Raw genomic sequence first — 25,820 nt, forward strand, 5'->3', positions numbered from 1 at the left:
TTGATAAATTAATATTTAGCACTAATTAATATCAATTCTTTATTGACTTTTATTTTTAATAATATCATAATTAAAATAGACAACAATTAAACTATTAAATTGTAACAGCATATAAAACAAAAAAACAAATTTAAGGAGGTATTTGCATGAAGTCTAATTTTACATATTTTATGCCTACAGAGATAGTTTTTGGTCCTGGCAAATTGGAAAAATTGGCATCACTCACTTTGCCAGGAAAGAAAGCCCTAATAGTAATTGGAAGCGGAAACTCTATGAGAAAGCATGGTTATTTAGATAGAGTTATTGATTATCTAAAGCAAAATAGTGTTGAGTATGCTGTATATGATAAGATTTTACCAAATCCTATATCGGATCATGTAGCAGAAGGTGCAAAAATAGCTAAAGAAAATGGTTGTGATTTTATTATAGGTCTAGGCGGTGGCAGTACTATAGATTCTTCAAAGGCAATTGCTGTTATGGCAAAGAACCCCGGTGATTATTGGGACTATGTATCTGGCGGTAGTGGAAAAGGTATGGAGGTAAAAAATGGAGCTTTACCTATAGTTGCAATACCTACAACGGCAGGTACGGGTACCGAGTCTGACCCATGGGCTGTCATAACCAAGACAGAAACTAATGAAAAGATTGGGTTTGGATGTAGATATACATATCCAACACTTTCCATAGTTGATCCGGAATTAATGGTGTCAATTCCGCCAAAGTTTACTGCATATCAGGGAATGGATGCTTTCTTCCATTCAGTAGAAGGATATCTTGCTAATGTCAATCAGCCTGCTAGCGATGTTCTTGCACTTCAATCTATCAGTCTTATAACAGAATATCTTCCAAAGGCAGTTGAGGATGGAAGCAATATTGAAGCGCGCACAGCATTGGCTTGGGCAAGTACAGCGGCAGGTATAGTAGAATCTTTATCGTCATGCATTTCTCATCACTCAATGGAACACGCTATAAGTGCGTTTCATCCTGACGTACCACATGGTGCTGGCCTTATAATGCTTTCAGTATCGTATTTTAGCTTTATGGCATCTAAAGTTCCTGATAGGTTTATAGACATTGCTAAAACAATGGGAGAAGAGATAAAAGGCAGTACCAAACAAGAACAGGCACAATGCTTTATAACTGGACTTAAAAAATTGATTAAGAATATTGGCATGGAAGATTTAAACTTATCAAACTTTGGAGTTAGGGAAAATGAGATTGAAAAATTATCGAAGAATGCTATTGATACTATGGGGTCTCTCTTCGAAGTAGATCCTTATAAATTATCATTGAAAGAAGTAATGTCAATATACAAAAACTGTTTTTAAATTGAATATATCATTTATCTGTGGGTAATTTAGTTGTAATAAAATTTTTGTCTAAAAATTAAATAACTTACATTAAAGTTCCACTTATAAATGTAAGTCTGATTGGAAGTATAATATGACATTTTTGAATTCTTAATACTTGACATTATCGTCGATTTATAATAAAATATAAAAGTCGACGTTAATAGATGATTAAATTAATAGCGTGGAGGGATACCCAAGTGGCTAAAGGGGGCAGACTGTAAATCTGTTGGCTGACGCCTTCGCTGGTTCGAATCCATCTCCCTCCACCATTATGACCCATTAGCTCAGTCGGCAGAGCACCTGCCTTTTAAGCAGGGTGTCCCGCGTTCGAATCGCGGATGGGTCACCATTTTTTATAATCTGTGATTATCGATGAAAATTAAAATTTGTAAGATATCCGTAGGAATTTTGTAGGGGCTTGATTTATCAAGCTCTTTTTCAATTCTATTTTTATGCAATCAAACTCAAATATAAATAGATTGAACCTTATAAATACCCTATACACTTACGGTAAAAAAATCATATTTCTTCTTGTATATCGAGCGGCATTTTATGACTTTTTTCGATATTAATATAAAGTTCTCAATTAATATGATATAATTATAGATGATTTTTTAAGTGAGAGGAGTTTTATTATGCTGATGAAAAAACTCACAGAAAGTGAAGAGAAACTTTTAAAACGGTTCGTGACAAATGTATATGGCTCTGTCTACTTTATACATTCACTACCGGAATTTATTATACCACCTATAAATTCTAAAGTAAGTAGAAGAGATACCAGTTGGAGGTTAAATATATTAGAATCCTTAACATCAGGCGACTTAGACATAAACGATTTTGTGACATCATCTGATTTTCCTATGGATGTAGCTATACAAAAAGCCAAAGCATTTCACGAAAAATGGGTAGAAAAATTCGGCCATTCCTCAATAGCTGAACAGCATTTGATGCACTTATGCATAGAAGATGTTTCAAGGTATCTTTCAGGCGATATCGAATTAATGAATAAAAGACCATCTTTTATTGAATGGAGTCAAAGGTATCAAAGGCCTACAAGGGATAAACTTATTATACCTCCTGAACTTGAAGATTATCCTGAGCTAAAAGAGAAATTCATAAAAGTGTGGAATATTTCATTTGATACATATGAGGCACTTGTAGAGAGACTGAAAGATTATCTTAAAAAAGTTGTTAAAAGAAAAGAAAACGAGAGTGAAAAGGCATATAATAGTAAAATAAGCAAGATTGCGTTTGAAGATGCAAGATACGCCCTTTTATTGTCGACAAAGACAAGCTTTGCAGTTGCCTTAAATGCTCTTGATCTACAAGATATTATAAGAAAGTTGCTTGCACACGAGACAGAAGAAGCTAAACTATTAGCCGAAAATATAATTAATGAGGCTGAAAAGATTGCACCGAGTATGATGAGGCATTTGAGCCCATCACAATATCAAATGACAGTGAACAAAAAACTTGAAGATATAGCACAAAGTTATGAATATAGCAATGAAACCGAAAGAGATGATGTTAAGCTTATTGATTATACAGGCAAAAATAGTGATATGAAGCCACTTGATGTATTGATAAGCCATGTCTTATTTTCTTATACAGGTAAGCCTATTAAAGTTATAGAAAAAGCTATAAAGAATTTATCAAAGGAAGAAAAAATGGATATTGTCAATAGCGCTGTATCTAAAATAAATCAGTATGACCATTTAATTGAACCCTTTAGAGCTATAAGGTATAAATTTCAGATTATGGTAAGTGAAGCTGGTTGGCATCAATTGCTAAGACATAGGATGATTAATTTTAATGCTTTTAAGCCAACTATAGAGAATGGATATACAATTCCACCAAATATAGAAAATTCGGGATGCACTAAACTTCTTGAAAATGCGATAAAAGCATCTGAAGACTTATACAATGAATTGCGCAAAAAAACACCGAGGTTATGCCCGTATACCGTTACGAATGCACATAAGAGGCTTATAATGATGGACACTGATTTATGGGCATTTGACCATTTTGCAAACTTAAGATGCACACCTGAAGCACAATGGGATATAAGAAGTATTTCATACAAAATGCTTGACATCATAAAAGAGATAACACCTGAATTTACGGGTTTTCTTGCCAGAAGAAATCAGTCATAAGGTGGTGTTGATATGGAGACAAAGTATAAAGAGATAAGCTTACCACGACTAAATAATCTTAAACCGTCTCTTGAGTCTACTGCATTAAAGCTTATGGAAGAAGCTGGTGAATTAGCGCAAGTCATAGGCAAATTTAGAGGTTTAAACGGTGAAAATGTAAAAATGACCAATAAGGATATAGCCGAGAAAATCTCAGAGGAGCTTTTGGATGTTGCACAAGTGGCTGTATCTATGATGTTTGTGCTTGAAGAACAATACAGTATAAATATAGAAGAAAAGCTTAATGAGCATATTGATAAATTAAAGAAAAAAGGATACATAAAATAAATCTACATATACGACATAATGTCGTATATTTTTTTTGCATGTGCACATATTATATTTGAACTATATGAAAGGAGGAATTGAATTGCCACAAATAACAAGTAAAGAATTAATGTACCTTGATGATGTACTTTCACTTCAAGAACATATGGCAAAATGTTTGAGTGATTGTGCTACAAGGCTTCAAGACCAACAATTAAAGGCGCTATGTCAGAATCTGTCAAGCAGATGCCAAAACAATTTCAATTCAATGGTAAGAAATCTTGGTTAAGGAGGTATACATATGCCAAATAATATGGGCATGACAGATAAAGATATTATGATGGGTGTGCTTGGAGATTACAAGCTTGCGATTGTAACTCTATCACATGCTGCAATTGAAGCTGCAAATGATAATATCAAAAGAGATTTTATAAATGCCTTAAATTCAACATTTGAGGAGCAAAAGCAAGTTTGGAATGCCATAAACCAAAGAGGCTGGTATGCAGTAAAACCAGCACAACCACAGGATATACAGGAAGCAAAAAACAAATTTAGGCAACCAGTAGGTATGATGTAAAATCAAAAAAATATGATATAATAATGGAAGTAGTATTACTACTTCCATTATTATTGTTAAGGAGTGATCTTTATGTACGATTTAATTATTCTTGGTGGTGGTCCGGCAGGACTTGCGGCAGGACTTTATGCATGTCGGTCAAAGCTTGATACAGCTATGATCGAGAAGATGTATCTTGGAGGTCAGATAGTTACAACATATGAAATAGAAAACTATCCTGGCTATGAAGATATTAGCGGCCCAGACCTTATTAATAAGATGGAGGCACAGACAAAGAGATATGGCCTTCAAATATATAATGAAGAAGTTGTAGGGCTTGATATTACCGGAAAGGTAAAGAAAGTCAACACCGGTAAAAAAACATACGAGGCTAAGTCTATAATATTGGCAATGGGCGCAACGCCTAAGGAACTTGGACTTGAAAAAGAGAAGAAATTTAGAGGCTCTGGTGTTTCTTATTGTGCAACATGTGATGGAGCATTTTATAAGGACCAAGTCGTTGCTGTCATAGGCGGCGGTGATACGGCAATGGAAGACGCCAATTATTTGACGAAATTTGCAAAAAAGGTTTATGTTATCCATAGAAGAGATCAGTTAAGGGCATCTAAAACCCTTCAAGATAGAGCTTTTGCAAATTCCAAGATAGAATTTATATGGAATACTGTTGTAACAGACATACAAGGCGAATATGGCGTAGAAGGCTTGAAACTAAAAAATGTTAAGACAAATGAGGAAAATTCTTTAAAAGTAGATGGAATGTTTGTTGCAATAGGTTTAAGCCCAAATACTGAGATAATAAAAGGTATCGTAAATACAGATGAATATGGTTATATACTGACGGATGAAGATATGAGGACAAATGTACCGGGTGTTTTCGCTGCAGGAGATATAAGAAAGAAAACTTTAAGACAGGTCGTAACAGCTACAGCAGATGGAGCAATTGCTGCATATGTCGCAGAAAGATATATAGATAGTATGGAGGAATAAAAATAACCACCCATTTTGGGTGGTTTTATTTTTCATTTGATGTATCATTATTTTTGTTATTTTCGAAAGATGTATCTTCTTTTCTCTTTGTTTCATCTTTGTTTATATCATCTTCTTGTGTTTTTGCCATATCAACATCTTTAACATCTTCTTTTATAACCGGTATCACAATTTTTTGACCTGGATAAATTAATGAAGGGTCTTTTATCTCTGGATTAGCTTTTAAGATAGCATCAACAGTTGTGTTAAATTTTGTTGCAATTGTGTAGATGGTATCACCAGGTTTAACGATATAAACCATCCTGCCAGTTGTCGGTGGAATTGGTATTGTGACAGGTGGCATTGGAAATGGTGTACCAGGCGTAGGTGTAGGAGTTCCCGGTGAAGGCATAGGAGTTCCTGGCATAGGTGTTGGAGCACCTGGCATTGGTGATGGTGTTGATGGGCATGGTATAATGATTGTTTGGCCAGGGTAAATCAAGTTTGGATCTACCAAATAATTTGCTCTTATTAAAGCATCGAGTGAAACTCCAAATCTATTTGCTATGTCCCATAGTGTATCACCGGGATTTATGACATAATAAAATGGACATGGCGTAGGTGGTGTTGGCGGCGTAGGTGGTACCGGCTCTGCCGCACTAGGTATAAATAAAACCTGTCCCGGATATATTGTATAAGGATATACTATGTTATTTACATAAATTATTGGTTCATAAGGTACGCCAAATTGTTGCCCTATTAAATAAACGCTGTCACCTGGTATTACCGTGTAGTATATACCATTTACTGGTATTATTAATATTTGGCCAGGGTATATAAGTGATGGATTTACAATATTGTTTCTTGATATGATAGCATCGACGGAAGTGTTGAATCTTTTCGCAATTAAAAATAATGTATCACCAGATTGTACAACATACGTAAACTCTAAGGTAATCATATTATTTCCCCCTTTCTCTATTCATAATATGTTATTTAGTTTTTATGGTGACATAGTTATATTATTATTTGAATATTTTATAATGATATAGATTAAGGGAGAAATGTATATGAGAATCAATAAATACATGATTTTGGCATTTGTATTATTTATCCTAATTCTCTTAAATAATGTTTTAAATAAATCAATTGAAACATTAACTTACATTCCTGTTATGAATAAAATCATAATAATTGATGCCGGCCATGGTGGAAATGACCCCGGGAAACCAGGGAAAAGTGGGAAAGACGAAGATGAATTAAATCTTGCAATAGCAACAAAGCTGAAGGATTTGATAGAGGAGAGCGGTGGAATAGTACTTATGACTAGAGAGGACGATACACTTTCAGATAGCAATCTAATGAAAGACTTAAAAAACAGAGTATATGCTGGTAATGATGTAAAAGGCGATATTTTTATCAGCATACATTTAAATAGTTTTCCAGAGTCACAATATAAAGGAGCACAGGTATTTTATCAGAAGAACTCCGAAAAAGGCAAACTTCTCGCAGAAATAATCCAGGATGAACTTAAGAAAACACTTGATACAAATAATGAAAGGATGGCAAAAGAGACCAGCACATTCTTCATACTGAGACATGCAAAAATGCCTGCTGTAATAGTGGAATGCGGTTTCATGTCAAACCCTGAAGAAGAAAGGTTATTAAATGATGATAAATACCAATATAAGGTTGCATGGGCAATATACAAAGGGATATTGAGATATTTTAAAGAAAGTTCATAATTTACCTTCATTCTCTCCTTGTTTAAGGAGATTTTTTTTTGTATACTTATAGTAATGAGATAATAGATTTTGGTTAGAATATAAATATTGGAGGAAAATAATATCAAATCTATTATAATACGGGAGGTATTATGGAAACCATAGTTAAAATAATAGATAACATAAACAAAGTTATAATAGGTAAAACAGAAGAAATAAAGCTTATCCTTATTACACTCGTTGCTGGTGGACATGTTCTTATTGAGGATGTGCCAGGTGTTGGGAAAACTTCTTTAGTAAAAGCACTGGCAAAAACTATAAACGCCGGCTTTAAAAGGATACAGTTCACGCCAGATCTTTTACCATCTGATATAATTGGCGTATCTATATATAATCCTGCAAATGGGGAATTTGAATTCAAACCAGGCCCAATAATGAGTCAGATATTGCTTGCTGACGAGATAAATAGGACATCACCTAAGACACAGTCAAGTCTACTTGAAGCAATGGAGGAAAAGCAGGTAACTGTCGATGGTACGACGTATAAATTGCCAGAGCCTTTCATGGTATTAGCTACACAAAATCCTATAGAATATGACGGCACATTTAGATTGCCTGAAGCACAGCTGGATAGATTTATGATGAAAGTCAATCTTGGCTACCCGGACCTTAAACATGAAGTAGAAATATTAAAGAGATTCGAAACGTCTGATCCATTAGATGAGATTAAACCGATTGTATCGGTAATAGAAATACAGAAGATGCAGAATGAGGCAAAATCCGTGTATATTGATGATTGTATCCTCAATTATATAATTTCAATCGTCAATAATACAAGAAATTTAAACAGTGTCCTTTTGGGAGCAAGTCCAAGAGCTGCTATAAATCTAATGAAGGCATCCCAAGCAAAAGCATATATAGAAGGGCGCAATTATGTTTTGCCTGATGATGTTAAAAATCTAAGTGTACCGGTTCTTTCACATAGAATAATATTAAAAAATGAAGCAAAATTAAATGGCTTAGATGAAAAAAGCATAATAGAAGATATCTTAAGTACGACGAAAGTACCGGTGGTAAAAAAATATGCGTAATTTTATATATCTTTTATCATTGACAATAGCATCTTTTTTATTTGCATTATTTACAGGTGGAGAAATTATTTATTACATTTTTTTTGCACTTTCATCCCTTTTATTACTTTGTCTTTTATACATTTTGGCAGCTAGCGCATCTGTAAAACTTCATATTGATGTAGAAAACCATGTTACACATGTCGGCGAGAAACTAAAATATAAGATAAAATTGAGGAACAAAGGTTTTTTCCATATATTATTTATAGTTGTAGATGACAAAAATCCAGGGCTTTTACCTGTGACAACTAATTTGAAGCCATTTGGTAAAAAGGCGGTAAAAAGGATTTTTGAAAGCAAAAGAAGGGGTATCTATAAAATTGGTCCTGTAACGGTAAAAATCAGGGACCCCTTTGGAATCCTTGAAATTAAAAAAACATTTAAAACAAATCATAAAATAACGGTATACCCGTTTATATACAATATCGCAGTTAAATTACCGGCGATGACCGCGATCGGAAACACAGAGGTAAAGAATAGGTCATATGAAGATTATACGAATTTATCCAATTTGCGTGAATATGTTGATGGTGATAGCTTAAAGAAAGTGCATTGGCGAATATCGGCAAAAAAACAGAAATTGTACGTGAAAGAATATGAATATACCGCATCAAATGAAGTCTATATGCTATGGGACTTGGATAAAGCACATTATGCTGATGATTATAACGGTGTGACTGATGAAAGAAGTGCAGAGTGTATGCTCTCACTTGCAAAATATTGTCTTATTAATGACGTACCAGTAAATCTTGTGGATTATGAGACAAGAAAGATACTCATTAGAGGTAAAAGCATAAAGGATTTTGATATATTTAAGACATCTACACTTTCAATATTTCCGGTTTTCAGCTATGATTTTAATGACTTTATTATAAGATGTCTTAAAAGCATACCATATGATTCGACGATAGCTATTATAACACCACATGTTGATGATAGTACCATCAATGGGCTATCAAATATTAGAATTCATAGAGACCTGATGATATTTTATACAGATAAAAATCTTATTGATCAAAGATTAAGAGACAAATTAGAAAAATTAAATGTAAAATTTATTCAGTGGGGAGTTAAAGATGCGAGTACCAACAAAAAAGAAGTTCAATATATTTGAATACCTTATATCGATTATATTGTCTGTTATACTTACACTGTCGATATTTAATGGGTTGAACTTCAATGTCAGCATATATGACATTATATTCTTATGCTCTTTATTCACAGCTATCATAACCTTCCTATTAAAAAGGCCTCAAATCATAATAATATTATTGACAATATTTATATTTATCGATGCATACCTGTTTTACGTTAAAAAGGAATTGCTGGCACATGCTGTAATATATATTGACCAGTTCGTAAATTGGCTAACAGTGTATATGAGCGAGAAAAATTGGCCTGATGGTTTTGATAGATTAACAAGTAAATATTTATTATTTACCATAATACTTACATGTGTCCTTATAGCATTGATTATTTCGCTATTAAACAACATCATTAAGAGCCACTTTTTAACAATGCTTGTTGGTATGGGAATCTTGATATTCCAATGGTATAATTTTGTCGATAAAGCGTATATCTACTTAGTATTCTATGTTGCCGTATGTTTTGTTAATATGTCACTAAAATACTACCAAAAAGCAGGCAATGGCAAAGCGGCAGTTGTAAATCTTTTGATTATAGCTATGATTTTTTCATCAATAAGTTCTGCTATCGCATATGCAATGCCGAAGGGGTTTGAGCCAGTAGAATGGAAGGCATTAAACGATAAGTTTTATGATTTATTTCCCTTTACAAAAACATGGAGAAATGGCATAGGAGAAGGCAATGCAAGTGCTTTTTCAAACGCAAACTTTATATCTTTCTCACAAGATTTAGGTGGCCCAGCGAACTTAGGTGATCAAATTATAATGAGGGTAAAAGCTGATGAAAGCACATATTTAAGAGGAGAAGTTTTTGACACGTATACATCAAATAGATGGACAAACCAGGAGATTTCCCATGTACTTGGTGACGGCAATTATCTTTTGCCGACTTTCTCTTATAATGTAAAATATACTATTAAAAAGATGGAGATCTATCCTGTTTCTATGAATACGAATATAATCTTTTCACCATGGCAGCCGTACCATGTAAGTGTTGATAACTTATACGATGTGAATACATTAGCATTAATAGCAAAGGTAAAAAACAGTCAAAAGCCATATACTGTTGAATATTATAAGCCTAACATAAATGCTAAGGACCTTGAAAATTCAAATACAGTTGTTGACCAAAGAACTAAAAGGTATCTGCAGTATCCTTCAAATTTACCAGAAAGAGTAAAAAAATTAGCAGAAGATCTTACGAAGGATAAAAAGACAGATTATGACAAAGTAAAAGCTATTGAGCAATATTTAAGAAATACTTACACATATGACTTAGATGTGCCGCCAACACCACCGGGAAGAGATTTTGTCGACTATTTTCTCTTTGATCTTAAAAAGGGATACTGCACATATTTTGCATCATCAATGGTTGTTATGCTGAGGACGATTGGAATTCCTGCAAGATATGTTGTAGGTTTTAAGATGCCAGCGCCACCGTTATTTGGCAATAATTACGATATTAAGGCGTCATTAGCACATGCATGGGTAGAAGTTTACTTTAAAGATTACGGTTGGATCACGTTTGAACCTACGGCTATTTATTCAGAAACTTATTCGACATCATCAAATGTAAATCTTGGGATTCCTTCTATGGCTCAAACAAACAATAGCACAAGTAATGTCGATAAACCGAAGACTGAGGAAAATCAAAATAATATAAAAAATGGTAATATGGAAAGTAAGGCTCAACAAGGCAGCAAAAAGCCTCTTAATAAAATATACATTGCGATTTTGATAATGCTAATAGTTGCTATACTTACGATGACAATAGCAATTCACAGGTATTTTTATCTCAAGAAATATTTAGAATCAAGTAAAGCTGCATATGTCTATTACTACAACAAGATATTAAAGAGACTTACAAAAAGAGGATTGAAAAAATATGATAATGAGACACCTATAGAATATCAAAAGAAGGTAATAGATGCTGGATTTAGCGACTTTGACAAGGTGACAAAAATATATAATGATTTGGTATATGGAAATTTGATTCCATCTGAAAGTGATGTTGAATATATAAAGAATTACCTTAATAAGAATCTCAAAGCAAAAGAAATTTAATAGGATTATATTAGTTTAAACGATGATTGACATAAATGTGTTTTTAAATATATAATATATTTAGTGAAGTAATTATTTCTCCTGATAGGAGGCTTGCTGATGGTTTTAAGTTACGAGCCTGGGGTAAAGAGCAGAATAATGGTTTGCGTGACGCCCCAGAAAAGTTGCCGCAGGCTTGTTGAAAGAGGAGCTGAAAGAGCTAAGGAAACAGATGGAGAATTTTGTGTTGTATATGTAAACAAAAATAACGATATATACAAAGATTTAAAAGAACACAGGATTTTGCTCGAGCTTTTTGAAATGGCACAAAAGAGAGGTGGGAGAGTATCTATCTTAGTAGGCAAAAAGATTTCCGATACATTAGCTGAATTCGCCAGGGAAAACGATATCACTGAGATAATTGTTGGTAAATCTCTGAGGTCTGCCTTTGATGTACTATTACATGGTGATATAATAAACCCACTTATTAAACGAGTTGAAGAAAGCAATATTATGGTAGAAGTCATAGAATGATTGTCATTCTATGACTTTCTTTATTTATTGTAAAGTATGTGGAATTAAGATTATATTAGAAAACACAAAGTTTATAGGATTTTATCATCTAGTATTGTATAATTATTATAAATAAGTACTACAATTAATTAGATTTATAATTTGCTTCGGGGGGTGAGCTTTTTTGTTAAGCGGACTTATAGAAATAATAAAAACGATGAAAATCAACGATATAATAGACATTGCCATCATAGCATATGTAATGTATCGCCTTATATTAGTCATAAGAAAGACGAGAGCTGAACAGCTTTTTAAAGGAATTATAATACTCATAATATTAACGAAATTAAGCGAATGGCTACAGCTTAGAACCGTAAATTATTTATTAAGCAATGCTATGACAGTTGGCGTAATAGCGCTTTTGATAGTTTTTCAGCCGGAATTACGGCGTGCTCTTGAATCACTTGGCAGAAGCGAATTTATAAGAAGAAATTTTTTCATCATCAATGATGAAGTTCAGGACATAACAGATGTCATAATTGAGATATGTGATGCTGTACAATTTCTTTCAAGGTCAAAAATAGGTGCACTTATAGTTTTAGAGAGAAATACCGGACTTAACGAGCTTATTGAAACAGGTATATCCCTTGATTCAAAGATATCCAGTGAGCTTTTGATAAATACATTTATACCAAATACGCCACTGCATGATGGTGCAGTCATAATAAGGGGTGACAGGATAATGGCGGCGGGATGTTTTCTGCCACTTACAGATAACCAAAACTTAAGTACAGAACTTGGTACAAGACATAGAGCTGCCATAGGTGTGACAGAAGTTTCCGATGCTGTTTCTGTCATAGTATCTGAAGAAACTGGTACGATATCATTAGCTCAAAACGGAAGAATATCAAGGCATCTTGATATAAAGACCTTAAAAGAAGTTCTTTTGAGTATGTTTAAAGCTAAAGAGAGCAAAGCGTCTAATTGGTTAAAATGGGGGAATAAACGTGCTGAATAAAAATATAACCATAAAGATTCTTTCGGTTGTCCTTGCATTTGTTTTATGGCTTTATGTTATGGGGGAAAAAAACCCAGAGATAACAGTTGATATAGGCAATATTCCCGTTAATATAGTTAATGTTAATACACTTGAAAAGAAAGGACTTACATTAATTGACAATAAAAATTATACAGTGACAGTTAAGGTTAGGGGGAGGCGCAGTGATATAATGGGTATAAGGTCATCTGATATCCAAGTACAAGCTGATTTAAGCAGAGTTACAACAAAGGGTACGAATGTCATTCCGGTTGAAATTAGCTCTATTCCAAAGAATATCACGTTTGTTTCTGCTAACCCTTCTGAAATTAAAATAGATATCGATAATATTGCAAAGGTACAGATGCCAGTCAGTGTCAAAGTGAGTGGCAATGTAGCAGATGGTTATGCGATGAAGCCGGCAATTTCCACACCTGGTGAAGTCGTAATTAGTGGGCCTGAGAGCAAAATAAACTTAGTCAAAAATGTCATTGCACAAGTGAATATGTCAAATAAAACAAAGGATGTAAAGATATCTGTACCTGCCGTAGCTGTTGATAGGGATAACAATGAAGTTAAGGGAATCAATATAGATCCTAAATTTGTTGACGTAGGAATTGCTGTAAACAGAGCCATAAGGGTGCCTGTAAATGCTAAAATTTTTGGGAAACCTCAAAATGGTTATGATATTGCAGCTGTTAATGTTCTACCAGAATATGTCTATGTGACAGGGGAAGATGCGGTTTTAAATGGTATAAAGAATATCAATACAAAGCAGATTGATATTACAGGATTGAACCACTCACTTACACAAAATGTTCAATTTGACCTGCCACAGGGTGTAAGCCTTGTAAAAGATTCTACGGCAAAAGTCTATATTGACATTCAGAAAATAATAACGAAAGATATAACATTGACAAATATTGAAGTAAAAGATACAAATAATAGAAATGTAACACTTAATAATTCATCAATTACCATTTCTGTTGAAGGACTTGAAAGTGTAGTCAATAATACTACAGCGGATAACTTCAATGCATCTATCGATATATCGAATTTAAGTTCGGGTAAGCAAAATGCAAATGTCAATGTTACGACCGATCTAAACTTAAAAATAACAAAGATTAGTCCAAATACTTTAAGTGTAAATATACCGTAAATGCATTAAATAAAGGCTTCATAGCCTTTTTTATTTTACATAGGGTAGTATAGACATTAATTTCTATAAAGTGCAAAATAAATGTTTTTTTCAACCTTTAACCTAAAAGTGAATTTAAATTTATAAATGCATATACAGTGATATTGACATATAGAATACCTGTGAATGATATTGCAAATCAGCTTGGAAATTTAAAGACTGCCAATATAGTTGTGATCGGGGCAATAATGATGACTAAGAATATAGTCACTGAAGAAGTAATAATGAATGCACTTAGAAAAATACTAAAAGAAAATCTTATACCAATTAATATGCTGGCATATAATAAAGGGAAAGATTTTATAAACTCGGAATTAATTATAGAGTAAATTAAAATTAATAATCCTCCTATATGGAGGTTATTTTTTTGGGCATAAATAGAACATTTTTGACAAAAATATCTATTATAGATAGGGGTGATATAAATGTTCTTATATTATTTTATAAAAATATTAACAGCCATGTTATTTATGTTATTTTACAGCTTTAAAGTGATATACGAAGACAGGATTCCAGATGAACCCTGTATATTTGTGGCGAATCATCAAAGCCTTTTAGATCCAATTGCTGTAGTTGATGCACTAAATAGGAAAGTCATCTTTCTTGCCAGTGAGGACTTATATAAGATACCAATTTTAAATTATATATTGATAACAACAGGTAATATACCGATAAAGAAAAAATCGGCGGATATAAATGCTATAAAAAGGGCACTTAATGTCTTAAATAAGGGGTATTCTATAGCATTATTCCCGGAAGGCGGTATCTCACCAAATGGAGAACTAAAGGAAGGTTATAAAGGTGCTATGTACCTTTCATATAAATCTGGAAGACCTATAGTTCCTATAGGAATAAATGGCACATATGATATAATGCCGTTAGGCAAATATAAACTTGGTGAAGGAAAAATATCTGTCAAAATAGGAAGTGCCATATATCCAGATATGTCATTGCCAAAAAATGAATCAATAGAAACATTGAAAGATAAAGTTATGCATAAGGTAAAAAAACTCATTGAAGCATAAAACTATTTGATATGAAGGAGTGCGTGATAGAGAACTTAAGATATCATTTGCCGTAACTGCTACAGATATAATAAGAGGAGAAGAAATATGGACATATATAAAAATATAAAAAGTAGGATTCCCGAAGTAATAAGATATACATATAAATCCTTAGAACTTGCCGATGAAGATACGGAGAGGTATTTTTATGTAAAGAATATGACAGATGATATAGTCATAATAAAACCAGATATGAGGGATATGAAGTGGTACAAATTCAATCTCGCTGAAGAATGTATCAAAAGAGGTTCAACAGCAACATTGGATAAGATAAACACGATATTAGAAATACTGTCATAAAGAATATTAAAGCTCAAAATAACTGTGTGCTCTCGGATCAAAATTTTTCATGCCTGATAAGGGCGCAATTTGCTTTACCCTTTCACCTGATAGGATTAACCCTCGTGAAATACTGTCAAATCCATATCTATCTCTTATCATATCAACTGCATAATTGAGTTTTTTTAGCTTTTCATATCTCAAATTCTGAAATAAGCTTAATTGAATATCCCGGTCGATTTTCACAAGGTTCGATATGCTTACACCAAGCATTCTTATTTTAAATCTCAAGCCGTAATTCTCCGTAAAAAGCTTCATAGCGGCATCAAAGATATCTTCTGTCAAAACTGTGTAATCAATTGTTTGAGATCGGGTCAATGTCTTAAAATCGGCATCCTTCACGGTTATACTTACTGTTTTTCCCATGAAGTTCTGCTTTCTCATGCGGGAACCTACCATTTCAGAAAGTGAAAGCATACCTCTTTTGATATCTTCGATATCTGTATAATCTCTCGGAAGTGTAATAGTATTCCCAAAAGATTTGGCATCTATAGCATAAGGTTTTACAGGACTTAGGTCAATGCCATTTGCAAAATAATATATATCGCGCCCGCACTTTCCAAAAAGATCCGAAAGGAAGGTAATGGGAGTATGTGCTAAGTCTCCAATCGTATTTATGCCGAGACTTTTTAATTTTTTTCCCCTCGCATGTCCGATCCACATAAGTTCTTCAATGTCAAGAGGCCATAGGACATCTTTTACTTTGTCTATGGGAAGAAATGTGATTCCCATAGGCTTTTTTAATTCTGATGCCATTTTCGCGATAAGCTTATTTTCCGAAATACCTATGGAACACGGCAAGTCAAGGGTGTCTTTAATCCTGTTTTGTATCTTATGAGCAATATCAATGGGATTTCCAAATAAGCCTTCACAACCTGTAACATCAACCCATGCTTCATCAATGGAAAATTGCTCTACCAAAGGAGAAAATTCTTTTAAAATATTTATCATTTTAATGGAATACTGTACATAGCTATCGAAGTCGGGCTTTAAAAATATTGCATCAGGACAAAGCACACTTGCCTGCCAATTAGCCATACCCGTTTTTATCCCATATTTCCTTGCTTCATATGAAGCAGTAAGGACAATTCCATGGCGCCTTGAAGGGTCGCCGGCAATGAGTACTGGTTTACCTTTTAAACTCTTATCCCTTGACTGTTCGCATGAAGCGTAAAAAGCATTCATATCGACGTGAAGAATGTTCCTCATATATAAGCACCCCAATGAACTAATGTTCTCAAAACTTTTGTTCGTATAATAGTATATGATATTTTATGAAAAAATAAAAGAGGTTTTTTATGGCATATTATATAATATATAACTTAAATTGAATTGTACGTTTTATTGTGTTAAAATATTGTCGTGTGAATTTTTCAGTCATAAATACGGTGAAAGGAATGGATTGTATGGCGAGATTATTCGGAACAGATGGAGTGAGAGGTGTTGCAAATAAGGAATTAACACCACATCTCGCTTTCGAGCTTGGAAGAGCCGGCGCCTTTGTTTTAACAGAGGGCACGAGGAGGCCCAAAATTTTGATAGGAAGAGACAGCCGTATATCAGGTGATATGCTGCAGAGTGCACTAACAGCAGGACTTACATCGGTAGGTGCAGAAGTTATAAGTGCAGGGATAATACCAACACCTGCTGTTGCATATCTTACGAGGTTATACAATGCGGATGCAGGTGTCGTTATTTCAGCATCACATAATCCTGTCGAATACAATGGAATAAAGTTTTTTAATAAAGATGGTTATAAGCTTCCAGATGAAATGGAAGACAAAATAGAAAAGATTATAAAGGAAAAAATCGATTTACCGATTCCTACAGGAATGGGTGTTGGGATTTACAAGGAAAATACAAGCGCACAAAGAGACTACATCGAATTTTTAAAATCCACGATAAATTGTGACTTAAGAGGATTGAAAGTTGTTCTTGACTGTGCATATGGTGCCAGTAGCACTGTTGCACCGGTATTATTTAATGAACTCGGTGCAGATGTTATATTGTATGGTGCACAGCCGAATGGTGAGAAAATCAATGTTAAATGTGGTTCCACAAATCCTCAAAAATTGCAAGAGATTGTTGCAGGATCCGGCGCTGATGTAGGATTTGCATTTGACGGTGATGCAGATAGACTAATTGCCGTTGATGAAAAAGGAAACATTGTTGATGGAGACCATATAATAGTAATGTGTGGTATACATCTAAAGAATATAGGTAAACTTAATAAAAATACAGTAGTTGTTACTGTAATGAGCAATATAGGTCTCGATATCGCACTTAAGCAAAATGGCATAGATGTCGTTAAAACAAAAGTCGGCGACAGATATGTATTGGAGGAAATGGTTAGAAACGGTTACTCAATAGGTGGCGAGCAATCAGGTCATATAATATTTCTTGACCACAATACAACAGGAGATGGCGAGATTACTGCATTAAAAGTTGCGGAATTACTCAAATTAAGTGGCAAGAATCTTTCAGAATTAGCCGGAAGTATGGTATCATACCCACAGGTACTGATAAACGCAAAAGTAAAAAATGAACTTAAGCATAATTATATGGATGATGAAGTCATAGCGAGGGAAATAAAGAAATTAGAAGATGAAATGAAAGGTGAAGGCCGTGTCTTAATAAGACCGTCAGGAACAGAGCCACTCGTTAGAGTAATGGTTGAAGGAAAAGATCAAGAAAAAATTGAAACAATGGCGAAGGAATTGGCAAGTTTAATCGAAAAGAAGTTGAACTAATATTGTTATTAATACAGGAAGTATATTAGTACACTTCCTGATTAATTATAAAATGCAACTTATATATGTTATTCTGAGCAAAAGGGAGAATCCGAATTTAGGAGGATACTTCTCTGATGTTATTCTTAGTGAAGCGAAGAATCTCAGACCTTTAAGTAATACCTAAGAGTAAGTATAATCATTGAAAGGGGGAATGCCCATGACACTGACAACTAAATAGAAGCGCCTGGGCTTAAAGGAAACTTTAAGTTGACGAGGACAGGGTTTATCGAGATTTCGGCGGATGCCCTGCGGTCTCCTGCGATCGATAGAGAACCGGAAAAACCATGGGTGACCACTGGCATAGAGCGGTTCGAGCAGGGAAAATTAAATATATAAAATATCGAGAGGAGATTTACTATGTGTGGAATTGTTGGATATATTGGTGATGAACAGGCGACGCCAATATTGATTGAAGGTCTTAAAAAACTCGAGTATAGGGGGTACGACTCTGCCGGTATAGCTGTCTTAAATGACGGAAATATAAGTATAAAGAAATCAAAAGGCAGAATCAGCGTACTTGAAGAGGCATTAAAGAAGGAAAATCTTTATGGTTCTATTGGAATAGGACATACGAGGTGGGCAACACATGGAGAACCATCTGATATAAATTCACACCCACATTTATCACAATCAGGGATAATAGCCGTTGTCCATAACGGTATAATAGAAAATTATTTACCATTGAAGAAGAGACTTATAGAAGAAGGGTATACTTTTAAATCAGAGACAGACACAGAAGTTGTTGCAAATCTTCTTGAGTACTATTATAAAGGGGACATTGTAGAGGCAGTTATGAAAGTCCTCGATAGGATAGAGGGTTCTTATGCGCTTGGTGTTCTCTCAAAAGACCATCCAGATATGATAGTTGCTGCAAGAAAGGATGCCCCACTTATAGTAGGTCTTGGGGAAGGTGAAAACTTCATAGCTTCGGATGTTCCTGCTATATTAAAGCATACGAGGAAAGTATTCTTTCTTGATGATAAAGAAATTGCGATAATAAAAAAAGACAGTGTCAAAGTTATAGACGAGTTTGGCAAAAATGTAGAAAAATCTGTTTATGAAGTAAAATGGAATGTAGAAGCGGCAGAAAAAGGCGGATATGAACATTTTATGTTAAAAGAAATACATGAACAGCCAAACGCTATAAAAGACACCTTAAGAGGAAGAATAGTAAATGATGATGAGATAATCCTTGATAAAGTAAAAATAACAAAGGACGAACTTGATAAAATAGAAAAGATATTCATAGTAGCATGTGGTACAGCATATCATGCAGGTGTTGTCGGGAAATATGCTATAGAGAAATTTGCAAGAATACCTGTTGAAGTAGATATAGCATCAGAATTTAGATATAGAGATCCGATAATAAACGAAAAAACCCTTACAATAGTAGTAAGCCAGTCTGGTGAGACGGCTGATACGATTGCAGCATTAAAAGAAGCAAAAAGACATGAATCAAGGGTTATTGCCATAACAAATGTCGTAGGAAGCTCTATATCGAGAGAAGCAGATGATGTAATCTATACATGGGCAGGTCCAGAAATCGCGGTCGCATCGACAAAAGCATATACGACACAGCTTGTAGCACTGTACCTTATAGCACTTGACTTTGCATTAAAGAAAGGTACTATAGAAAAAGAATATGCAAAACAGATCTGCGATGAGTTAAAGAAACTTCCTGAGAAGGCAGAACGCATATTGAATTACAAAGATGAGCTTCAAGAATTTGCATCAAATCATTTTAATACGAAAGACGTATTCTATTTGGGAAGAGGTCTTGACTACGCTGTCGCTATGGAAGGATCTTTAAAGCTTAAAGAAATATCATATATACATTCAGAAGCATACGCAGCAGGTGAATTAAAACATGGAACATTAGCATTGATTGAAAATGGCACATTAGTCATTGCATTGGCAACACAGGAACACCTTTTTGAGAAGATGCTCAGCAATATAAGAGAAGTAACAACAAGAGGCGGCTACGTACTTGCATTTGCAATGGAAGGAAATAAGCAATTAGAAGGAATCGTCGAGAAAGTCATATATTTACCGAAGACGATGGAAGAAGTAGCTCCTATAATCACAGTAATACCGCTGCAGCTTTTAGCCTACTACATGGCAGTTGAAAAAGGATGCGATGTTGATAAACCTCGTAACCTTGCAAAAAGCGTAACCGTAGAATGACACATGGGAAAGGTTCTGTTGTTATATAACTAAAATAAACTCCACTCCATAATAATAAAGTTGACTCTATGATAATAAAGTTTGTTACAAAATCCCGTAGCAGATGCAGGATAACTCCTGATTTGCTGCGGGGTTTGCTTTTTGGGAGGGTAGACAGGGATAAGGTGTAAGGGTTAAGGAGAATAGATTTTGCATTAGAATATTATGATGATTACAGCCATGAAAGTACTGATTTTAAAGGGATTGAGAGAAGTACTGATTACTATATTGATTGAGATATTGATACCAGGATGGATAAAAAGCATTAGAAAAACAATATGAGAAAATGCAACCTTATCCCTTTTTCCTTTCAACTTGCTCCTATTTAAAACTGACTTTATTTTAAAAATTATTACAAGGATTAAGGAAAAAGTGTTAATAAATGGGATAAAAATATGGAATTTTAGAGTGGACTTTATTATCTGGAAAGAAATAGGGAAATAGGTTCAAGGCAAGAAGGGATAAGGGTTTGAGGGGTGTGGGTGGAGTGGAGATTATTTTAAATATACATAGTTAGTGACAAGGATTTTTTGGATGAGGAATAAGGAAAAGTCAATAAAATAATAAAGTTGACTCTGTGATAATAAAGTTGATTCTATTATAATAAAGTCAGTTCTGTAATAATAAAGTTGCTTCCATGGAAATAATGTTGGTCCTGGAATAATGAAGTTATGTCATTGAAAGGTTATAAAGGGGTATGAAAATAGGATAAAGATTAAGAATTACAAATGCAGAATGCTTGTTTCATAAGTAGCAAAATTCTATCAAAATAAAATTGAAGTTATAACGGGAATTTATTATCAGGATTCAGAGCATGGATATTAAAAAATAAAAGCCGATATTTATAGTAAGGTATTTGGATAAATAAATATTAATGTATAATGATAATAGGATATTGTTTTTACTATTGCAGAATATAGAGAAATGATAAAATAGAAGTGCATCAATACAAGTAAAAGGAGCCGTGAGGGTATGAAAATTCTTCAGTTGAAAATAACATTAAAAGACGTAAAGCCTCCTGTCTGGAGGAGGGTATTGGTTAGAGACGACATCACATTTTATAAACTCCACAGGATAATCCAGTATGCAATGGGATGGTTTGAATCCCACCTTTATGAGTTCAATCTGGGAGATATAATTATAGGGGAAAAAGATGATGATTGGGACTTTTGTAGCAGATATGAAGTAAAAAGTGCAAAAAGGGTAAAGGTAAGCAGTATGAACTTTGCGCCCAAGGATAAATTCAGATATGTTTATGATTTTGGTGATAATTGGAGGCATGACATTGTTGTTGAGAAGGTGCTTGACCCAGAAGAAGGCGTTAAATATCCAGTATGTATCGGTGGTAAAAGAAATTGCCCGCCTGAAGATGTAGGGGGGCCATGGAGATATGAAAACTTTCTTGAAGCAATCCAAGACCCGCAGCATCCAGAGCATGAATCCATGCTTGAATGGGTAGGAGGTTCATTTGACCCTGAAGAATTTAGCATAGATGAAGTCAATAATATGTTAAAGATGATAAAGTAAAGATTAAGGGTTTACTTTTGACTAAGAGGGGCTAATTAACATGGTTTTGTGGGGAATTTTCATTAGTGCTTTTTTAATAGGCTTTTCAGGAGCAATGATGCCTGGGCCTATGTTAGGGGTCACGATTGATGGCAGTCTTAAAAAAGGGTGGAGAGCAGGCCCTTTGACAGTATTAGGACATGGAATCCTGGAACTTATACTAATTATCATCATGACGTTCGGACTTAAAGATTTCTTCTCTAATCCGACAGTTGCAGGATTTATCGGATTATTTGGCGGTGCTTTTCTTGCATGGATGGGGTATGGAATGATAAAGTCTGGTATAAATAAGTCAGTTTCTCTGGAGAACCAAAGAGCAGGGAATAGTGCAGGCATGAGAAATCTTGTATTGGCGGGAGCACTTGTAAGTGCTACTAATCCCTACTTCATTCTCTGGTGGGCGTCAACGGGGATGGAATCAATACGACAGTCTTATACTTCAGGTTTAATTGGTGTATTTTTCTTTTTCATCGGACATGTTTTATCAGACTTTGTCTGGTATTCAGCAATTTCCACAGCATTTTCCAAAGGCAAGAAACTGATAAGTGATGTTGTATATCGCTGGATTATTTTATTGTTGGGCATATTTATTATAGCATTTTCAATATATTTTATAGGCAGCGGCTGGAAGATGCTATTGGGGGCGATAAAGTGAGAAAAAAGATTGGTATATGGTTTGAATTAGCATTTGTATATATAACTGCTTTAATTATTGCTGGATTTAGCACAGTGATTGTATCGCTGGGAGGAGACATTCCAACAAAAATAATAATTACATTACTGGTATATGTAGTTGTGACAGCAATTCCGTTTCTAATTATTATTTTAAGGAAAATCCCTTTCACGCAATTAGGGTATACAAAAGACAATATTGGAAAGCAGTTGAAGATTGTTTTTTTTATTTTTTGTATAACTATTTCCTTTGTTGTTTTGCCGTTATTTTTTGGATTTAGCAAGGAGGATGTATTGAGTATTAAATATTCCTCTATTTGGGTATTGCTATTTTATCTTATTTATGATTTTTTATTGTGGTTTTTGGAGAAGAGTTTATCTTTAGAGGTTATTTCATACAAAGGTTAGCGGTAGCAACAAAATCTGATTTATTCGCCATAATTTTTTCGTCATTATTATTTGGATTATGGCACTTTCCAAACGGACGCAATGTTTTGCAAGTGATAATGACAACAATATTGGGACTGTTTTATGGATTTTCAAAGTATAAAATGAAAAACTGCTCAACAGTATCCGTATCGGTAGCACATGGCTTACATGATGCGGCAATTGCATTGTTGAGTTATTTTCTCTTATGAAGATTAAGACTATTATTTGTGTTTGTTTTAATCTGAAAACTTAATTGGTAAGGGGGTTAAAATTATGGAAGATAACAGTAATAAAGTAGTTGTTATTTACAAATCAAAATATGGCAGTGCACAACGCTATGCACAGTGGATTGCAGATGAAGTCAAGGCGGATTTATTTGAAAGGTCTAAAATTACATTAAACGACATTCTCAAATATGATACAATTGTTTATGGCGGTTCGTTGTATGCTGCTGGTATTTTGGGTATCTCACTCATAAAAAAGAACTTCGACAAATTAAAAGATAGAAAAGTGATAGTGTTTTCTGTAGGTGCGTCTCCAGTATATCCTGAAGCAATAGACGATATTAAAAATAATAATTTTACTGAAGAAATGAAGGAAAGAGTTCATTTCTTCCACTTGCGGGGTGGCTTCAATTATAAGAAGTTAAATCCAATTGATAAGGTTTTAATGTATCTTCTTAAGAAAAAACTGGAGCATAAGAAGCCTGATGAACTTACTGATGATGAAAAAGGAATGCTTGCATGCTATAAACATCCTGTTGACTGGACAAATAAAAAATCAATAAATCCGATTATTGAATTAATAAAAAGTAGGACCAAATGACAGTTATACACAATAGAAATTAAAATTATAATAAAAATTTGGTATAAGAGAGGGAAGTGAAAAATGATAAATGAAAAAATAAATAATTGCTGTCGCTGTGGTGGAAAAGAGACATCTCATAAAATAGAAAATGACGATATATGTCCTGTATGTAAAACATCAGGAATTAAAGTAAAAAATATTACAATCAGGCATTTGGTAGTTGATACCCTTGCAGAATCGGTCGGAGATATGGATTATTATATATGTGTAAATGAAGAATGTGATGTTGTTTATTATAATCCACAATCAGATGTTAAGTTTGAAAAGCAGCAAGTGAAAACTACCTATATGGTTTAAAAAAGATGCTAATCCTAATTACGCCTGCTACTGCAGCAAGGTTACAGAGGAACAAGTAATAGATGCCGTAATAAAAGATGGTGCAAAAACAGTTAAAGATATTATAGAAATCACAGGGGCGATGAAAAACAGCCAATGTGAAAAGAATAACCCCTTAGGGAAATGCTGTCACAAAATAATTCAGGAGGCAATAGACAAGGGGTTATCCATGAAATAAGTGCAGTTAATATTTAATACTGCATTTTTTATATATTGCGGCTTATGAACTTTAGGGAGGGAAAAGGCATATGGGAATTGATATGCATGAAGAAGCAAGAAAAATAGGTCAGTTAACAGGAGAAATGTCTTGTACACTGCATATTGTAAAGAAGTTGAAAGGAATGGGTTTTAGTATAAAACAAGTATTACAGACTATTGAGTTGCCCGAGAGTACTGTTTTGAGGGTTTTTGACGGCAAAGAAGATATTAAGAAAATAGCAGAAGACACTGTAAATCAGCAAATAGCAGAAAATGGCGGTAAAATTCCAGAAGAGCGGGACTTTATAAAATGGGTAGAGAATGCGTTTGAATATTTTATGCCGCCACAAGATAAGGAAGAACTAATACCTCTTAAAGAACCACAGAGGCTCACTTGTGAGCAGTGGGCTCAGTATACTCCATACGAAAACAAATTGGAACTCTTTGATGGACAGGCGCTGGCGGATTTAAGAGAACGGGAAAATATGATAATTGCCCTTTTGTACAACATCGGGCTGGAACATTTTGTCAAAATACTTCCGCAGGAATCTAAAGCAATATTGAAGGAACTTTTAAATGGGCAATAGAAAAAAGGTTTATGTTTCAAATCTATATAAGACAAAGTTTTTAAGATATATCATACAATTCAATGCAATTATGATAGAAATTCATACCTGCTAGTAGTATATTATAAATTAAAGGAAGGAGTTTTTGTGAAATGAAATATGTTCTATCGACAACGATATTTTTAGTTGTATTAAGTTTGATTGTAGGTTTTATTGTTCATGGATTAAAGAAGGGTGCTTCAGGTTTTAAAGTAATGCTTTTAGGAATAAATATAACTTTATTCGGAGGAATAATTGCAGTTGACCCTAATTCTAATCTTGGTGGTATTGAATATTTAATAGCGCTTTCTGGCTTATTAATTTCTCTTATAGGTCTTGAGAAAAAGGATTAATTTCTATCAAGCGGTCTTTTTATATATTATATGGTGAAATAAGTAAGGTATATTAGTTTTATCTGGACATGTTCATGGCAGACAAGTAAATAAATATTTGTTTAAGAGATAGCAAAAGTGAAAATAATGGGATTATTTATAAATGAGCCTGTAAAATATAGGGGTTAAACACTTTATGGGTTCATTTTTTTAAATGGAAGTAACTATAGCAATAGGGCTGAGGTAAGGAAGGT

At 34.0% G+C, this 25,820-nt stretch carries 27 protein-coding genes, 2 tRNA genes and 1 pseudogene; 28 read left to right on the plus strand and 2 right to left on the minus strand.

The genetic code is table 11. The annotated features are described in order from the left end of the window. Positions 1–146 precede the first annotated feature (146 nt). From CPG45_RS10110 to trxB, 8 genes are all read left to right on the plus strand, one after another. Entirely contained in the window at positions 147–1,328 is a 1,182-nt protein-coding gene (locus CPG45_RS10110) for an iron-containing alcohol dehydrogenase (RefSeq protein WP_096231779.1), read from the plus strand. A 207-nt stretch (positions 1,329–1,535) separates the two neighbouring features. Continuing rightward, positions 1,536–1,621: transfer RNA gene (locus tag CPG45_RS10115), tRNA-Tyr, on the plus strand. A 4-nt stretch (positions 1,622–1,625) separates the two neighbouring features. Beyond that, positions 1,626–1,701: transfer RNA gene (locus CPG45_RS10120), tRNA-Lys, on the plus strand. A 286-nt stretch (positions 1,702–1,987) separates the two neighbouring features. Continuing rightward, the gene (locus CPG45_RS10125; protein WP_096231780.1) at positions 1,988–3,505 is read left to right on the plus strand and encodes an FAD-dependent thymidylate synthase; all 1,518 of its coding nucleotides are present in this window, start codon (positions 1,988–1,990) and stop codon (positions 3,503–3,505) included. 12 nt (positions 3,506–3,517) lie between these two features. Further along, positions 3,518–3,832, plus strand: a complete 315-nt coding sequence (locus CPG45_RS10130) for a MazG-like family protein (RefSeq protein WP_096231781.1) — start codon at positions 3,518–3,520, stop codon at positions 3,830–3,832. An 82-nt stretch (positions 3,833–3,914) separates the two neighbouring features. Continuing rightward, positions 3,915–4,100 (plus strand): spore coat protein, encoded by a 186-nt coding sequence (locus CPG45_RS10135; protein ID WP_096231782.1) that lies wholly within the window; start codon positions 3,915–3,917, stop codon positions 4,098–4,100. Positions 4,101–4,112: 12 nt separating this feature from the next. Next, positions 4,113–4,388 carry a spore coat protein gene (locus tag CPG45_RS10140; protein ID WP_096231783.1) on the plus strand — a complete coding sequence of 92 codons (276 nt, stop codon included), beginning with the start codon at positions 4,113–4,115 and terminating at the stop codon, positions 4,386–4,388. A gap of 72 nt (positions 4,389–4,460) precedes the next feature. Continuing rightward, the gene (gene trxB, locus CPG45_RS10145) at positions 4,461–5,375 is read left to right on the plus strand and encodes a thioredoxin-disulfide reductase (protein WP_096231784.1); all 915 of its coding nucleotides are present in this window, start codon (positions 4,461–4,463) and stop codon (positions 5,373–5,375) included. 25 nt (positions 5,376–5,400) lie between these two features. On the opposite strand, the gene CPG45_RS10150 is transcribed toward trxB, so the two are convergent. Then, complete coding sequence (locus CPG45_RS10150; protein WP_096231785.1) at positions 5,401–6,315, minus strand: LysM peptidoglycan-binding domain-containing protein; 915 nt, start codon at positions 6,313–6,315, stop codon at positions 5,401–5,403. A gap of 109 nt (positions 6,316–6,424) precedes the next feature. On the opposite strand from CPG45_RS10150, the gene cwlD reads away from it, so the two are divergent. From cwlD to CPG45_RS10200, 10 genes are all read left to right on the plus strand, one after another. Continuing rightward, positions 6,425–7,099 (plus strand): N-acetylmuramoyl-L-alanine amidase CwlD, encoded by a 675-nt coding sequence (gene cwlD / locus CPG45_RS10155; RefSeq protein ID WP_096231786.1) that lies wholly within the window; start codon positions 6,425–6,427, stop codon positions 7,097–7,099. A gap of 131 nt (positions 7,100–7,230) precedes the next feature. After that, positions 7,231–8,169: an AAA family ATPase gene (locus CPG45_RS10160; RefSeq protein WP_096231787.1), complete on the plus strand. Its 939-nt coding sequence runs from the start codon at positions 7,231–7,233 to the stop codon at positions 8,167–8,169. Continuing rightward, a complete protein-coding gene (locus CPG45_RS10165; protein WP_096231788.1) occupies positions 8,162–9,322 on the plus strand; it encodes a DUF58 domain-containing protein in 1,161 nt (386 codons plus the stop codon). The genes CPG45_RS10160 and CPG45_RS10165 overlap by 8 nt, the downstream gene beginning before the upstream one ends. Further along, the gene (locus tag CPG45_RS10170) at positions 9,285–11,417 is read left to right on the plus strand and encodes a transglutaminase TgpA family protein (RefSeq protein WP_096231789.1); all 2,133 of its coding nucleotides are present in this window, start codon (positions 9,285–9,287) and stop codon (positions 11,415–11,417) included. The genes CPG45_RS10165 and CPG45_RS10170 overlap by 38 nt, the downstream gene beginning before the upstream one ends. Positions 11,418–11,516: 99 nt before the next feature. After that, complete coding sequence (locus CPG45_RS10175; protein WP_096231790.1) at positions 11,517–11,930, plus strand: universal stress protein; 414 nt, start codon at positions 11,517–11,519, stop codon at positions 11,928–11,930. Between the two features lie 163 nt (positions 11,931–12,093). Continuing rightward, the gene (cdaA, locus tag CPG45_RS10180; protein WP_096231791.1) at positions 12,094–12,927 is read left to right on the plus strand and encodes a diadenylate cyclase CdaA; all 834 of its coding nucleotides are present in this window, start codon (positions 12,094–12,096) and stop codon (positions 12,925–12,927) included. Continuing rightward, on the plus strand, positions 12,917–14,104 hold the full coding sequence (locus CPG45_RS10185) for a CdaR family protein (protein WP_096231792.1): 1,188 nt from the start codon (positions 12,917–12,919) through the stop codon (positions 14,102–14,104). The genes cdaA and CPG45_RS10185 overlap by 11 nt, the downstream gene beginning before the upstream one ends. 137 nt (positions 14,105–14,241) lie before the next feature. Further along, positions 14,242–14,472 carry a 2-oxoacid:acceptor oxidoreductase family protein gene (locus CPG45_RS10190; RefSeq protein WP_096231793.1) on the plus strand — a complete coding sequence of 77 codons (231 nt, stop codon included), beginning with the start codon at positions 14,242–14,244 and terminating at the stop codon, positions 14,470–14,472. Positions 14,473–14,568: 96 nt separating this feature from the next. Next, the gene (locus CPG45_RS10195; RefSeq protein ID WP_096231794.1) at positions 14,569–15,168 is read left to right on the plus strand and encodes a lysophospholipid acyltransferase family protein; all 600 of its coding nucleotides are present in this window, start codon (positions 14,569–14,571) and stop codon (positions 15,166–15,168) included. 87 nt (positions 15,169–15,255) lie between these two features. Continuing rightward, the gene (locus CPG45_RS10200; protein WP_096231795.1) at positions 15,256–15,507 is read left to right on the plus strand and encodes a hypothetical protein; all 252 of its coding nucleotides are present in this window, start codon (positions 15,256–15,258) and stop codon (positions 15,505–15,507) included. Between the two features lie 6 nt (positions 15,508–15,513). On the opposite strand, the gene dinB is transcribed toward CPG45_RS10200, so the two are convergent. After that, complete coding sequence (dinB, locus tag CPG45_RS10205; RefSeq protein ID WP_096231796.1) at positions 15,514–16,755, minus strand: DNA polymerase IV; 1,242 nt, start codon at positions 16,753–16,755, stop codon at positions 15,514–15,516. 197 nt (positions 16,756–16,952) lie between these two features. On the opposite strand from dinB, the gene glmM reads away from it, so the two are divergent. The 10 genes and pseudogenes from glmM to CPG45_RS10255 all read left to right on the plus strand — a co-directional run bounded on the left by glmM (position 16,953) and on the right by CPG45_RS10255 (position 25,587). Next, entirely contained in the window at positions 16,953–18,296 is a 1,344-nt protein-coding gene (glmM, locus tag CPG45_RS10210) for a phosphoglucosamine mutase (RefSeq protein ID WP_096231797.1), read from the plus strand. A gap of 399 nt (positions 18,297–18,695) precedes the next feature. Beyond that, positions 18,696–20,522: a glutamine--fructose-6-phosphate transaminase (isomerizing) gene (gene glmS, locus CPG45_RS10215; RefSeq protein WP_096231798.1), complete on the plus strand. Its 1,827-nt coding sequence runs from the start codon at positions 18,696–18,698 to the stop codon at positions 20,520–20,522. A gap of 1,011 nt (positions 20,523–21,533) precedes the next feature. Next, positions 21,534–22,088: a plasmid pRiA4b ORF-3 family protein gene (locus CPG45_RS10220; protein WP_096231799.1), complete on the plus strand. Its 555-nt coding sequence runs from the start codon at positions 21,534–21,536 to the stop codon at positions 22,086–22,088. Between the two features lie 40 nt (positions 22,089–22,128). Continuing rightward, positions 22,129–22,782, plus strand: coding sequence for a LysE family transporter (locus CPG45_RS10225; RefSeq protein WP_096231800.1), 654 nt, complete (start codon positions 22,129–22,131; stop codon positions 22,780–22,782). Next, on the plus strand, positions 22,779–23,207 hold the full coding sequence (locus tag CPG45_RS10230) for a hypothetical protein (RefSeq protein WP_096231801.1): 429 nt from the start codon (positions 22,779–22,781) through the stop codon (positions 23,205–23,207). The genes CPG45_RS10225 and CPG45_RS10230 overlap by 4 nt, the downstream gene beginning before the upstream one ends. Then, positions 23,156–23,437 (plus strand): CPBP family intramembrane glutamic endopeptidase, encoded by a 282-nt coding sequence (locus CPG45_RS18210; protein WP_157732378.1) that lies wholly within the window; start codon positions 23,156–23,158, stop codon positions 23,435–23,437. Before CPG45_RS10230 ends, CPG45_RS18210 begins: the two co-directional genes overlap by 52 nt. Positions 23,438–23,501: 64 nt before the next feature. Beyond that, positions 23,502–24,053 carry a flavodoxin domain-containing protein gene (locus CPG45_RS10240; RefSeq protein ID WP_096231803.1) on the plus strand — a complete coding sequence of 184 codons (552 nt, stop codon included), beginning with the start codon at positions 23,502–23,504 and terminating at the stop codon, positions 24,051–24,053. A gap of 63 nt (positions 24,054–24,116) precedes the next feature. Continuing rightward, positions 24,117–24,609: pseudogene (locus CPG45_RS18020) on the plus strand (Csac_0668 family 2Fe-2S cluster-binding (seleno)protein). Between the two features lie 70 nt (positions 24,610–24,679). Continuing rightward, positions 24,680–25,216, plus strand: coding sequence for a hypothetical protein (locus CPG45_RS10250; RefSeq protein WP_096231804.1), 537 nt, complete (start codon positions 24,680–24,682; stop codon positions 25,214–25,216). A gap of 131 nt (positions 25,217–25,347) precedes the next feature. After that, positions 25,348–25,587 carry a hypothetical protein gene (locus CPG45_RS10255; protein ID WP_096231805.1) on the plus strand — a complete coding sequence of 80 codons (240 nt, stop codon included), beginning with the start codon at positions 25,348–25,350 and terminating at the stop codon, positions 25,585–25,587. Positions 25,588–25,820: the final 233 nt, after the last annotated feature.

Source organism: Thermoanaerobacterium sp. RBIITD, assembly GCF_900205865.1.
Lineage (GTDB): Bacteria > Bacillota > Thermoanaerobacteria > Thermoanaerobacterales > Thermoanaerobacteraceae > Thermoanaerobacterium.